General features: G+C 56.7%; 11 protein-coding genes. 8 read left to right on the forward strand and 3 right to left on the reverse strand.

Features of this window, described 5'->3' with window-relative positions; translation table 11 throughout:
* Positions 1-104 precede the first annotated feature (104 nt).
* Entirely contained in the window at positions 105-1,382 is a 1,278-nt protein-coding gene (gene glyA, locus C1J03_RS04700; protein ID WP_114884210.1) for a serine hydroxymethyltransferase, read from the reverse strand.
* 170 nt (positions 1,383-1,552) lie between these two features.
* On the opposite strand from glyA, the gene C1J03_RS04705 reads away from it, so the two are divergent.
* The 3 genes from C1J03_RS04705 (at position 1,553) to C1J03_RS04715 (ending at position 3,272) form a co-directional block, all read left to right on the forward strand.
* A complete protein-coding gene (locus tag C1J03_RS04705; RefSeq protein ID WP_114888843.1) occupies positions 1,553-2,314 on the forward strand; it encodes an NAD kinase in 762 nt (253 codons plus the stop codon).
* 227 nt (positions 2,315-2,541) lie between these two features.
* Complete coding sequence (locus C1J03_RS04710) at positions 2,542-2,862, forward strand: ArsR/SmtB family transcription factor (RefSeq protein WP_114884212.1); 321 nt, start codon at positions 2,542-2,544, stop codon at positions 2,860-2,862.
* Entirely contained in the window at positions 2,859-3,272 is a 414-nt protein-coding gene (locus C1J03_RS04715) for an SRPBCC family protein (protein WP_114884214.1), read from the forward strand. The genes C1J03_RS04710 and C1J03_RS04715 overlap by 4 nt, the downstream gene beginning before the upstream one ends.
* Positions 3,273-3,335: 63 nt before the next feature.
* On the opposite strand, the gene C1J03_RS04720 is transcribed toward C1J03_RS04715, so the two are convergent.
* The gene (locus tag C1J03_RS04720; RefSeq protein ID WP_114884217.1) at positions 3,336-5,228 is read right to left on the reverse strand and encodes an AMP-binding protein; all 1,893 of its coding nucleotides are present in this window, start codon (positions 5,226-5,228) and stop codon (positions 3,336-3,338) included.
* 225 nt (positions 5,229-5,453) lie between these two features.
* Between C1J03_RS04720 and C1J03_RS04725 the strand changes: the two genes are divergently transcribed.
* The gene (locus C1J03_RS04725) at positions 5,454-6,236 is read left to right on the forward strand and encodes a MipA/OmpV family protein (RefSeq protein WP_114884220.1); all 783 of its coding nucleotides are present in this window, start codon (positions 5,454-5,456) and stop codon (positions 6,234-6,236) included.
* A 273-nt stretch (positions 6,237-6,509) separates the two neighbouring features.
* Here the strand turns inward: C1J03_RS04725 and C1J03_RS04730 are convergent, their stop codons facing one another.
* Positions 6,510-8,783: an NADP-dependent malic enzyme gene (locus C1J03_RS04730; RefSeq protein ID WP_114884222.1), complete on the reverse strand. Its 2,274-nt coding sequence runs from the start codon at positions 8,781-8,783 to the stop codon at positions 6,510-6,512.
* A 166-nt stretch (positions 8,784-8,949) separates the two neighbouring features.
* Here C1J03_RS04730 and C1J03_RS04735 point away from each other — a divergent pair, with 166 nt between their 5' ends.
* The 4 genes from C1J03_RS04735 to upp all read left to right on the forward strand — a co-directional run bounded on the left by C1J03_RS04735 (position 8,950) and on the right by upp (position 12,587).
* Positions 8,950-9,345, forward strand: coding sequence for a cytidine deaminase (locus C1J03_RS04735; RefSeq protein WP_114884225.1), 396 nt, complete (start codon positions 8,950-8,952; stop codon positions 9,343-9,345).
* Between the two features lie 4 nt (positions 9,346-9,349).
* Positions 9,350-10,651: a thymidine phosphorylase gene (locus C1J03_RS04740; protein ID WP_114884226.1), complete on the forward strand. Its 1,302-nt coding sequence runs from the start codon at positions 9,350-9,352 to the stop codon at positions 10,649-10,651.
* Positions 10,651-11,844, forward strand: a complete 1,194-nt coding sequence (locus tag C1J03_RS04745) for a phosphopentomutase (protein ID WP_114884228.1) — start codon at positions 10,651-10,653, stop codon at positions 11,842-11,844. The genes C1J03_RS04740 and C1J03_RS04745 overlap by 1 nt, the downstream gene beginning before the upstream one ends.
* 107 nt (positions 11,845-11,951) lie before the next feature.
* Positions 11,952-12,587, forward strand: a complete 636-nt coding sequence (upp, locus tag C1J03_RS04750) for a uracil phosphoribosyltransferase (protein ID WP_114884230.1) — start codon at positions 11,952-11,954, stop codon at positions 12,585-12,587.
* Positions 12,588-12,611: the final 24 nt, after the last annotated feature.

The following is a 12,611-nucleotide window of genomic DNA, read 5'->3' on the forward strand; positions in this document are numbered from 1 at the left end:
GGCCCTTCCATCTAGTGGGGTGTTGCCCAAGATGACAACCTTACTGCACCCAAATGGGCTTCAGCGTTGGCCCCCTAAACTTTGTCGTTCAGGAGGCCATTCGATCAAAGGTTGGTATACATTGGGTATCGTGCACAAAGCCCTGCAACTTCGGCTTTGACCTTTGCTTCGACCTCGGCATTGCCGTCTTCACCGTTGGCAGCCAAGCCGTCGACGACTTCGATAATCCAGTCGGCAATCTGGCGGAAATCAGCTGCGTCAAAGCCACGGGTTGTCCCCGCGGGAGAGCCAAGGCGAATACCTGACGTGATCGTCGGCTTTTCCGGGTCAAATGGCACGCCATTTTTGTTGCAGGTGATCAATGCGCGGCCGAGGGCTTTTTCTGTAGCGTTGCCCTTGACCCCTTTGGGGCGCAGATCGACCAGCACCACATGCGTGTCCGTGCCGTGGGTGATGGTGTCGAGGCCGCCTTTGATCAACTGATCGCTCAAGGCTTGTGCGTTTGTGATGACCTGCTGGATGTAGCCTTTGAAGTCTGGCCGCAGAGCTTCACCAAAAGCGACTGCCTTGGCTGCGATCACATGCATCAAGGGACCACCCTGAATGCCGGGGAAGATGGCGGAGTTGAACTTTTTTGCCAGTGCTTCGTCATTGGTCAGGATCATGCCGCCGCGCGGTCCGCGCAGAGTTTTATGCGTTGTCGTTGTGGCGACATGGGCGTGTGGGAAGGGCGAGGGGTGCTCGCCCGCAGCGACCAGTCCTGCAAAATGCGCCATGTCCACATGTAGGTATGCCCCGACCATATCGGCGATCTCGCGCATGCGTTTGAAATCGATCTGGCGCGGAATGGCAGAACCGCCTGCAATAATCATCTTGGGTTTGTGTTCTTTGGCGAGGGATTCGACCTCATCGTAATCCAACAGGTTGTCCTGTTTGCGTACGCCGTATTGAACGGCGTTGAACCACTTTCCGGATTGGTTCGGTTTTGCCCCGTGGGTCAGGTGGCCACCTGCATCAAGCGACATTCCCAGAATGGTATCGCCAGGCTGTAGCAGCGCCTGAAACACGCCTTGGTTGGCTTGGGATCCAGAGTTTGGTTGGACGTTTGCAAAGCCACAATCAAACAGCTGGCAAGCGCGTTCGATCGCAAGGTTCTCCGCAACATCAACGTATTGGCAGCCACCATAGTAACGTCGGCCTGGATAGCCTTCAGCGTATTTGTTGGTCATGATGGAGCCTTGCGCTTCCAACACGGCGTTCGAGACGATATTCTCAGAGGCGATCAGTTCGATCTCGTCGCGTTGGCGGCCCAACTCTGAGGTGATCGATCCAAAAACGGCCGGGTCCGAGGCGGCGAGGGAACGGGTAAAAAAGTCGGTCATGGGCGACATGCTCCTGTCATGGGGGTCATCTGCGTTAGGCGTTTCGTATCGGAAACATGTCCACGCGGAAAGCAGGGAAAGCGACGCTGGAGGTGTTTGTTGCGGCGGCACTGGTCCCCTCGGGAATTATGTGGTTCTTTTGGGGACACCTGACGCGGATCGGAAACTTCATGCCCAGCAAGATTGCTTTTGCCGCCAGCCGCGCCCCCGTGGCGCAGGCGGCCCATGCAACGCTTACCCAGCGCTATGGGAATGCCCCGCTGGCCGAGGCGGATGTCATTGTCGCACTTGGTGGGGACGGGTTCATGTTGCAGACGCTGCATGACACGCTGGAATTGCTAGCCCCCGTTTACGGCATGAATTGCGGGACCATCGGGTTCATGATGAACGCCTACGCTGAGGATGAACTTGTGGAACGCCTGACCGCTGCTGAAGAGGCCGTGATCAATCCGCTCAGCATGAGGGCGACACATACCGATGGCCGCCAAAGTCGCGCATTGGCATTGAATGAGGTGGCGTTGCTGCGGGCGGGGCCACAGGCAGCCAAGCTGCAGATCACAGTTGATGGGCGTTTGCGGATGCAAGAATTGGTTTGCGATGGTGCGCTGGTGGCGACACCTGCAGGTTCCACTGCCTATAATTATTCGGCGCATGGGCCGATCCTGCCGATTGGCGCAGATGTTCTTGCCCTGACCGCAATGGCGGCTTTTCGACCCCGGCGGTGGCGTGGTGCGCTGCTGCCCAAAACAGCAAAGGTGCGCTTTGATGTATTGGAGCCGGAAAAGCGGCCGGTGATGGCAGATGCGGATGGCACGTCTTACCGGGATGTCGCCAGCGTTGAGATTCAATCGGAGCCCAGCATTTCGCACCGCATTCTTTTTGATCCCGGTCATGGCCTCGAAGAGCGGTTGATCTCGGAACAGTTCACTTAAAGGTCTCCTCGGATCAAACGGTCTTTCTGGATTTCACAAATTTGCCTTGACATAATACCAAATGGTATCTTATTTGAGGGATACTAAATGGTATCAAGATGGAAGCCGATGACCCCAATGTACTTCTTTGACACGCGCTACAGCGAGGCTGCCAACCCTAAGGCGCACCGCACGCAAATTGACGGCTTTCAGAGGTGTTTTTCTGATACCTCTACGAAGGTGCCGTCATGAGCCAGATCGAGCACTTGGCGTTTCGCGCGCTTGCAGATCCAACGCGCCGCGAAATTTTGATGCTTTTGGCGCATCAAGACATGACCATCGCGCAGGTCGCTGAAAATTTCGACATGACGCGGGCTGCGGTTAAAAAACATCTGACCATCCTAAGTGATGGCGGTCTGATTGAGACGCGCGTTGATGGCCGGACGCGTGTCAATTCTCTGCAAAAACAAGGCGTGGGGCGTGTTCGAGACTGGTTCGGGTACTTCGACCAGTTCTGGGATGATCGTCTCTCTTCTCTCAAATCAGCAATTGAAAAGGACAAACAATGAGCGAGAACACTTTACAGAAAACCGTTTTTCTTCAGGCCACTCCAGCTCAGGTGTGGGCCTATTTGACGGAGCCAGAAAAGCTGGCGATATGGTTTCACAAGCCGAAAGACGTGCTGGCAGAGGGCAGCTATGAGATGTTTGGGGCCACATCCGGCGACAAGCTGATGTGGGGCGATGTTTTGGTCGCAAGACCTTTTGAGCAACTTGAATACACGTTTACGATCGCGCCGATGGGCGACAAAGTCAGCACGGTCAAATGGGCGCTACATGAGATTGAGGGCGGCACCCGTCTGTCCCTTGAGCACTCGGGTTTGCCGCAGGGTGCGGAGGCATTCGGGCTTACACTTGCGCTCGACAAAGGGTGGGATGATCACATCTCGCGTATGCGAACGTCGCTTCACGAAGCTTAGCGTTTTTATGTGGTTGAAACACCCTGCTGACCTTATGGCGCAGGGTGTTTCGGCCTCTCGGCCTTAGTCTTTGGCCAACCCAATGGTCTGCAAGGCCACCTTGATCTCATCCAGAATGGCCGGATCATCGATAGTGGCGGGGAGCTTGAATTCTTGGCTATCAGCGATCTTAACCATCGTGGCACGCAGGATTTTTCCGGACCGTGTCTTGGGCAGGCGGTCCACCACCAGCGCTAATTTGAAGGCCGCCACAGGGCCGATTTGATCGCGGATGCGGGCAACACATTCGGCGGTAATCTCGCCGTGAGGGCGGTTAACGCCATTGGTTAAGCAGACAAATCCAACAGGGGCCTGACCCTTGAGCGCATCTGACACACCAACCACAGCACATTCCGCAACGTCCGGGTGACCGGCAAGAACTTCTTCCATCGCGCCGGTACTTAGACGGTGCCCCGCAACGTTAATCACGTCATCGGTGCGCGCCATGATATAAAGATATCCGTCTTCATCGATCATGCCTGCATCGCCGGTTTCATAAAAACCGGGAAAGGTGGTCAGGTAGGATTTGCGAAACCGGTCTTCGGCATTCCAAAGCGTTGGTAAAGTCCCTGGAGGCAGGGGCAACTTGATCGCAATGGCGCCCAACGTGCCCGGTTTTTGCGCATGGCCTGCTTCGTCGAGGATATGAACTTCGTAGCCTGGCATTGGGACGGTGGGCGATCCGATCTTAACGGGAAGCGCCTCCAGTCCAGCGGGATTGCCCGCGATGGTGAAGCCGGTTTCGGTTTGCCACCAGTGATCATAGACTGGTTTGCCCAACACATCCTGCGCCCAGATGATCGTATCCGGATCGGCGCGTTCGCCCGCGAGGTAGAGCGCGCGCAGGCAAGAGATGTCATATTTCGCCAGCTCAAGCCCTTTGGGGTCCTCGCGTTTAACGGCGCGGATTGCAGTGGGTGCGGTGAAAAAGCTGCGCACGTTATGTTCTGAAATCACCCGCCAGAATGTGCCCGAGTCTGGCGTACCAACCGGCTTGCCTTCGAACACCACGGTGGTGTTGCCGTGAATCAGCGGCGCATAGGTGATGTAGCTATGTCCCACGACCCAACCCACGTCTGAGGCTGCCCAAAACACATCGCCGGGGTCCACGTTGTAGATGTTCTTCATCGTCCAATTGAGTGCGACCAGATGGCCTGCTGTTGCGCGCACAACGCCTTTGGGCGCTCCCGTGGTCCCAGAGGTGTAGAGGATATAGGCAGGGTGATTGCCTTTGACCGGAACGCAAGGTGCCGGATCTACGCCTTCTTGCGCGGCGTACCAATCAAGATCGCGGCCCTCGATCAGATCGCAGGGGGCTTGGTCACGTTGAAGGATCAGGCAGAAGTCAGGCTTGTGGGTGGCCAATTCAATGGCACCGTTCAACAAAGGTTTGTAGGCAACAATGCGCCCCGGCTCCACGCCGCAGGAGGCCGCGATAATTGCTTTAGGCGTGCAATCGTCAATGCGCACGGCCAACTCGTTTGCAGCAAACCCACCAAAGACGACGGAATGCACTGCACCGATGCGCGCGCAGGCCAGCATTGCTTCGATCGCTTGGGGAACCATCGGCATATAAATGATGACGCGGTCGCCATGGCCAACGCCTTGGGCCACCAACGCGCCTGCAAGGGAGGCGACGCGGGTTTGCAGATCGGCAAAGGAGATTTTTTCTTGTGTGCCGGTGATGGGGCTGTCGTGGATGATCGCAATTTGCGCGCCACGGCCCTGTTCTACATGACGGTCAACGGCGTTGTAGCACCCGTTCACTTCGGCATCGGCATACCATTCATAAAGGTCATTGCCGCGCTCAAACAGCGCTTGCGTGGGCGGTGTGATCCAGTCGATCGCTTGCGCCTGATCTAGCCAATAGGTCTCTGGATCGGCTTTCCACCGGCTATAGGTCTCGCGGTATCCCATGACGTGCCCTCCTCGCAGTCGCATATGATTGTGTTAATCAGGCGCGAGGCACGGAGCAAGGGATATGCAGCTAAAGGGCATAATTGTGGATAGGAATTTACAACTATCCATACATGATCGTTAAGTAATTTTCGCAAATCAGGCGTATACAAAGCGAGAGGTTTTGGCGTATAATCGGCTTTGATTGCTGTATGTTGTGCAGTTGTGTTCTCAGGTGATTAGAATATGCGAGCCTTCCCGAAATTTTCTACGACCCTCGCGCTGAGCGTTGCGTGCGCATTTGGTGCCGCTTTACCTGGTGCTGCACAAGAACGGTCGTTCAACTTTGCCTTGGGCGCAGGGGTCAGCAATGAGCCGGCCTATCCGGGGGCTGACAGCAATAGAACGAGACCTGATTTCGCTTTTACCTTTGGTGCGGTGGAGTGGGGTCCTATTGAACAAGGCAGCCGCATAGGGTCCATTCCAAGCAATGGTCTTGCGTTGCGTGGGTCTTTTCGCATTGTCGGATCGCGAGATTCAGGTGACAACTCTGAGCTTGCAGGCCTCAAGGACATCGATACTGCGGTCGAACTGGGTTTAGGGGCTGTATACCGCGGCGACAACGTCCGAGTCTTTGGCGGCGTGCGTCAAGGATTTGGTGGTCATGAAGGCGTGACTGGCACCTTGGGCGCGGATGTCATCTTTCGCCCAGGCTCCAAGTGGACCATCAGCGCAGGGCCACGGATTAATTTTGGCAACTCCGAATACGCCTCGACCTATTTTGGCATCAGCCAAGAGGAATCAGCAGCATCGCAGTTCGGAGCCTATGAGGCTGAGGGCGGCGTGCTGGGAGCAGGTTTTTCCGTTATTGCGGCCTATCAGCTTGACCAACGCTGGGCAGTCGGAGGCCAAATCGGCTATGAAAGACTGCTTAACGACGCAGGTAACAGCCCGATCACACAATTAGGCTCTAATGATCAGTGGACGTTGCGCTTGGGGCTAAGCCGTTCTTTCGACCTGCAGTTCTAAGTCGCGTTGTGATATAGCGGCACGAGATGAACGGTCCGCTAAACAAGCGACCATAACAGGGGCTACGCATCAGGCGCTGCCCCGTCTTTTGACAAAAGTTCAATAAATATGGCCACCGAGCCCGTGAGTAAAAAGAAAACGATCAAGCGGACCCCCGGTCTGGCACCGGAGTTGGTGTTGAAATCGGACGAAGGACAACCGCAGCCCGAAGAGAAATAGGCGAAAGCCTGACAAAAGCGCCGCCCCTCGGTCCACCAGGGGCGGCGTTTGGCGTTAGCCGTATTGCGCGACCGGGGTGCCGGCGATAGCCCCCATGTTCAACAGGCCGCGCGCCGTGATCGAAGGGCTGACGATATGGGCGCGGTTGCCCATACCCATCAGGATCGGACCAACTTCCAGTCCGCCCCCCTTCATTTTCAAGATGTTACGCACGCCAGACGCTGCATCTGCATGTGCAAAGACCAATACGTTCGCGGCGCCTTCCATGCGGTTTTGGGGAAACAGACGCTTGCGCAGTTCCGGGTCCAGCGCAGTATCGATGTTCATCTCGCCTTCATAAGAAAAGTCGTTATTGCCGGCGTCCAACAGCTCAATCGCGGCGCGTAAGCGTCCACCAGTGCCTTCGCCCTGATTGCCGAACTGGCTTTGTGAGCACAGCGCCACTTTTGGCTCAATCCCAAATCGCCGCACATGCCGCGCAGCACCTATCGCGATTTCGGCAATCTGCTGTGGGTTTGGATGCAGATGAACTTGGGTGTCTGCAATGAACAGCGGGCCATCCTCTAGGATCATCATCGAAAGCGCACCATGCGGGCGCAGACCGTCACGTCCCAGCACTTGCTGGATGTAATTCAGGTGCCAGCGGGTTTCGCCGAAAGTGCCGCAAATTATGCTGTCGGCCTCGCCTCGGTGCACCATGACCGCTCCAATTGCGGTCGTATTGGTCCGCATCACGGCGCGCGCGATATCTGGCGACACACCCTGTCGCGCCATCAAGGCGTGATAGGTTTCCCAGTAATCCCGGTAGCGCGGATCGTTTTCGGGGTTCACGAGGTCAACGTCTTGGCCCAGGCGGATGTTCACACCGGTCTTTTCCAACCGGCGCTCAATTACTTCTGGGCGGCCGATCAAGATTGGACGTTCGGTGGTTTCTTCCAGCATGGCTTGCGCCGCACGCAGCACGCGTTCGTCTTCGCCTTCGGCAAACACAATGCGGCGAGGGGCCGAGCGGGCAGCCTGAAACACCGGACGCATGAGCATTGCGGATTTGAAAACAGATCCGTCCAGTTTGACCTTATACGCATCCATATCTTCGATTGGCCGCGTGGCCACACCGGTTTCCATCGCGGCCTTTGCCACAGCAGAGGACACAATGCCGACAAGGCGTGGATCAAAAGGTTTCGGGATCAGATAATCCGCACCAAAGGTTAGTTGTTCGCCTTGATAGGCGGCAGCGGCCTCAGCCGAGGTTGTCGCGCGGGCGAGGGCGGCAATACCTTGGATACAGGCAATTTTCATCTCGTCATTTATCGTCGTCGCACCAACATCCAGCGCGCCGCGAAAGATGAACGGAAAACACAGCACGTTGTTGACTTGATTGGGGAAATCCGACCGTCCGGTCGCGATGATCGCACCGGGTGCAACCGCGCGCGCCAGATCTGGCATGATCTCAGGGTTTGGATTGGCGAGGGCAAAGATGATCGGGCGCTCAACCATCTTTTCGACCATTTCAGGCGTCAGCACGTTTGGTCCTGATAAGCCTAGGAATAGATCGGCGTCTGGGATTACATCAGCCAATGTCCGAAAATCCGACTTTTGCGCATATTCAGATTTGATCGGATTCATGTCCTCGGTTCGGCCTTCGTAAACCAATCCGTGTACGTCACACAGCCACACATTCTCACGCTTAACACCCAGCTTGAGCAGCATGTTCAGGCACGCAATGCCGGCGGCACCGCCACCAGTTGAGACGATTTTGATGTCTTCAAATTTCTTGCCCACCACAAACAACGCGTTGGTGGCTGCGGCCCCCACGACGATGGCGGTGCCGTGTTGATCGTCATGGAAAACAGGGATGTTCATGCGTTCGCGGCAAATCCGCTCAACGGTAAAGCAATCGGGTGCTTTGATGTCTTCGAGGTTGATCGCCCCAAACGATGGTTCCAGCGCACAGACGATATCGGCGAGTTTTTCGGGGTCAGCCTGGTCTACTTCGATATCAAAACAGTCAATGTTGGCAAACTTTTTGAACAGGACAGCCTTGCCCTCCATTACGGGTTTTGAGGCCAGTGCGCCAATGTTGCCCAACCCCAGCACCGCCGTGCCGTTGGTGACAACTGCGACCAGATTGCCGCGCGATGTGTAGCGGGCTGCGGTGGTTGGATCGGCCTTTATTTCAAGGCAGGCCTCGGCGACGCCGGGCGAGTAAGCGCGGGCCAGATCGCGACCGTTAGCCAGTGGTTTTGTGGCTCGGATTTCCAGTTTTCCGGGTTTGGGAAACTCATGGTAATCGAGCGCAGCCTGACGTGCTTTGTTGGTGTCATTCATGGTGCGGTCGCTCCCCTTCAGAAGATGGTTTAGTGTTAAACTAGTTTTGTGGCCCCGCCAACACGGCATTTGCTGAGGGGCGGTATTGGAAGAATTGAAATCACCTCTCGCATCTTGAGGGCGTCGCTTTTATGGTTTTCCTCAAAGCAGCAAATGGGAGGCATGGATGACACAGGATTTGCGGGATGCGGCAACAGCAGTGCGCAAAAACGCGCACACGCCCTATTCCAACTTTAAGGTGGGGGCTGCGATCCGAGGCGCGTCCGGTGCGCTCTATTTGGGATGCAACGTCGAAAATGTCGCCTATCCAGAAGGCACCTGTGCCGAAGCAGGTGCGATTGCTGCGATGGTTGCTGCAGGTGAGACAAAATTGACTGAGGCCTATGTGATTGCCGGTAGCCCTATGCCCGTGACGCCTTGCGGTGGGTGCCGCCAAAAACTCGCGGAATTTGGCGCAGGCGAGGTTGTTGTGACCATGGCCACCACTGGCGGCGCTGAGCAACAGATGACCTTGGCTGAGTTGTTGCCTGGCGCCTTTGGTGCCGCGCATATTGCGGGCTAAGGGTATGAGCGCACGCACAATTCTGGCCAAGCTGCGCCACGGAACAGCCCCTAACGTGAGCGAGTTGGCGTGGATGGCCCAGGGATTGGCCGACGGATCCGTGAGCGATGCGCAAGCCGGTGCTTTTGCCATGGGCGTCTGCCGCAACGGGTTGGATGAACCGGGCCGTGTGGCGCTGACTCAAGCCATGCGGGATTCAGGGCGCGTGCTGAGTTGGGACTTAGACGGGCCGGTGCTGGACAAGCATTCCACGGGTGGCGTGGGCGACTGCGTGAGTTTGGTTTTGGCCCCGGCGCTTGCGGCTTGTGGTGCCTATGTGCCGATGATTTCAGGCCGGGGGCTGGGCCACACGGGCGGCACGCTCGACAAGCTTGAGGCGATCCCGGGCGTCGCGACAATGCTCGATGAGCCAAGAATGCGGGATGTGGTCGCGCAAGCGGGCTGTGCCATTGTTGGTGCCACGGCGGATATCGCGCCAGCGGACAAGCGGCTTTATGCGGTGCGTGATGTGACCTCCACGGTGGACAGCCTTGATCTAATCACGGCCTCAATCTTGTCGAAAAAGCTGGCGGCAGGATTAGATGGATTGGTGCTGGACGTCAAAGTTGGGTCTGGTGCTTTTATGAAGGACCTAGATGCCGCGCGCGCGTTGGCACAGGCTTTGACGCAAACGGCCAATCAGGCGGGATGCCCTACGACCGCGTTGATCAGCGATATGAACCAGCCGTTGGTGCCGAGCTTGGGCAATGCGTTGGAAATTGCCGAAGTCATGCACGCGCTTAACGGCGATGCCAGCAGCCCCATCAGTCAACTAAGTGCGGCGCTGGGCGGTGGTTTGCTGGCCCAAGCGGGGCTGGCTGCAGATGTGGATGCAGGCGAAGCCGCGATTTTGGATGCGATCCGCAATGGTGGTGCCGCGGAACGATTTGGCCGCATGATCGCTGCAATGGGTGGCCCGGTGCAGTTTGTTGAGAATTGGCGGCGCTTTTTGCCTGAGGCGACGGTGATCCGCGCAGTGACTTCACACATTTCGGGGCACGTGCAGGCCATCGACGGCGAAGCATTGGGATTCGCGGTTGTCAATCTGGGCGGTGGACGCGTGGTGGAAAGCGATGTGGTCGATCCCGCTGTTGGTCTGTCGGAGGTGCTACGGTTAGGTGCGCCTGTGGCCAAAGGGCAAACACTTGCTGTTATTCATGCCGCGCGACCGGGCGACGCGGACCGCGCGGTAAAAGATGTGCGCGCGGCATTTACGGTAGGCGATGCACGCAAGACTGCACCGCTGGTGATTGAGAGGGTAGGGTAATGGCACGTGCATTTTTGGTCGTGATGGATTCCGTAGGCATTGGCGGTGCGCCAGATGCGCATGATTTTTTTAACGGTGAGGTGCCCGATACGGGGGCAAATACGTTGGGCCACATCGCGTTGGCCTGTGCCGCAGGGCAGGCCGAAGACGGACGCTCTGGGCTGTTGCAGGTGCCTAATCTGGCAGCTCTAGGATTGGGCCCTGCGTTGAAAGCCGCGAGCGGAATGTCCGTGCCCAACCTTCATGTTGAAACCACCGGGCGTTGGGGCCACGCCACAGAGGTGTCGTTGGGCAAAGACACGCCATCTGGTCACTGGGAACTTGCCGGATTGCCTGTTCCTTGGGCTTGGCATTTCTTTACCGACAAAGACGCATCTTTTCCGCCTGCATTGATCGCAGAGGCTGCGGCCGCTGCGGGAACTGACGGCATTTTGGGCAATTGCCATGCGCCCGGCACCGCCATCATCGAAAAGCTGGGGGCCGAGCATATGCGCAGTGGCTGGCCGATCTGTTATACCTCGGCTGACAGTGTCTTCCAGATTGCCGCCCACGAAGAGAGCTTTGGGTTGGAGCGGCTTTTGGCGATGTGTGAGGCGTTGGCTCCGACGTTGCATTCAATGAAAGTGGGCCGGGTCATCGCGCGGCCTTTTGTGGGTGACGCTGAGAGCGGCTTTAAGCGAACACCGCATCGGCGTGACTATGCGATTATGCCTCCCAAGCCGGTGCTGAGTAACTGGGCGCAAGACGCGGGCCATGCAACTTATGCTGTTGGCAAGATTGGCGATATCTTCTCGATGCAGGGCTTTGACGACGTTCGAAAAGGAACGGATGCGCAGCTGATGGATCATTTGCGAGACCTGGTTCGCGAGGCTCCTGAGGGGGCGTTTTGCTTTGCCAATTTCGTGGAATTTGACAGCCTATATGGCCATCGTCGGGATGTATCAGGCTACGCAATCGCCCTTGAGTGGTTCGATGCGCAGATCGGTTCTGTACTTGCCGAATTGCGCCCTGATGACATGCTGGTGCTGACGGCGGATCATGGCAACGATCCCACCTGGATTGGAACCGATCATACCCGCGAACGGGCACCAGTTTTGGTTGCAGGGGCAGGAACTGAGCCTTTGGGAGCGATGATGTTTGCGGACGTAGCCGCGTTGGTGGCACAGCATCTGGGCATTTCGGTGCCGCAATGATAGCGGGTAGTTAAGCGGAATTCTGGTTCCAAGGAAGTGATCCTTGGGATGGTTCCAACACAGGCTGCCCTGTAGCTCTTGAGCAAGATTGATTGAGGAGATGAGCAATGTCGGATAATCATTTGACGGTAGTGGATCACCCTTTGGTGCAGCACAAGCTGACCATTATGCGCGACCGCAATACCCCCACGGCTGTGTTTCGGCAGCTTTTGCGCGAGATCAGCCAGCTCTTGGCCTATGAGGTCACGCGCGGCTTGCCAATGACGACAAAGCAGATTGAGACGCCAATGGAGATGATGGATGCACCCACGCTGGATGGTAAAAAGCTGGCGTTGATCTCGATTTTGCGGGCCGGAAACGGGTTGCTGGATGGCGTGCTGGAATTGATCCCCTCTGCCCGCGTTGGTTTTGTTGGGCTTTACCGGGATGAAGCGACGCTCAAACCTGTGCAATATTATTTTAAGGTTCCCGAAGCGCTTGAAGACCGGTTGGTCATTGCGGTCGATCCAATGCTGGCAACGGGCAATTCGTCGGTCGCGGCGATCGATTTGCTCAAAGGGGCAGGGGCCACGAACATTCGGTTTCTTTGCCTGCTGGCTGCCCCCGAAGGAATCGCGCGTATGAAAGAGGCGCATCCTGATGTGCCGATTGTCACGGCGGCTGTGGATAAGCAGCTCAATGAGCTGGGCTACATCGTCCCAGGCCTTGGGGATGCGGGTGATCGGATGTTTGGAACGAAATAACGGTCCCAAATTAACCCAATTGTC

This window comes from Sulfitobacter sp. SK012, from assembly GCF_003352085.1.
Taxonomy (GTDB): domain Bacteria; phylum Pseudomonadota; class Alphaproteobacteria; order Rhodobacterales; family Rhodobacteraceae; genus Sulfitobacter.